The following is a 648-nucleotide window of genomic DNA, read 5'->3' as shown; positions in this document are numbered from 1 at the left end:
CGGTAAGTGCGAGTGAGTCCGCCTCAACGAGCGCCTCAGTATCAGCGAGCGAATCATCCTCCACGAGTGCGTCTGTAAGTGCGAGTGAATCAGCCTCAACGAGCGCATCCGTATCAGCAAGCGAATCCGCCTCCACGAGTGCATCCGTAAGTGCGAGCGAATCAGCGTCCACGAGCGCTTCAGTAAGTGAAAGCACGTCCGCCTCAACCAGTGCGTCCGTAAGTGCGAGTGAATCTGCCTCCACAAGTGCGTCTGTTTCTGCAAGTGAGTCTGCTTCCACGAGCGCATCCGTGAGTGCAAGCACTTCAGCGTCCACGAGTGCCTCAGTATCAGCGAGTGAGTCCGCTTCAACCAGTGCATCAGTAAGTGCCAGCGAATCATCTTCCACTAGTGCCTCAGTATCAGCGAGTGAATCAGCCTCAACGAGCGCGTCTGTCAGTGCCAGTGAATCCGCATCGACCAGTGCATCAGTCTCTGCAAGCGAATCGGCCTCCACGAGTGCATCAGTAAGTGTGAGCGAATCAGCCTCCACGAGTGCGTCTGTTTCAGCAAGTACGTCCGCGTCAACGAGTGCCTCAGTAAGTGCGAGCGAATCGGCCTCAACGAGCGCCTCAGTATCAGCAAGCGAGTCCGCGTCAACGAGTGCAT

1 pseudogene is annotated in these 648 nt (G+C 56.5%); it reads right to left on the bottom strand.

What is annotated here, in order from left to right:
• A pseudogene (locus HMPREF2780_RS11820) lies at positions 1–648 on the bottom strand (hypothetical protein); the annotation flags it as partial.

The sequence above is a fragment of the Streptococcus sp. HMSC062B01 genome, assembly GCF_001811085.1.
GTDB lineage: Bacteria > Bacillota > Bacilli > Lactobacillales > Streptococcaceae > Streptococcus > Streptococcus gordonii.
Note: the sequence above shows the minus strand (reverse complement) of the source record. Positions and strands in the feature narration are given on the sequence as shown.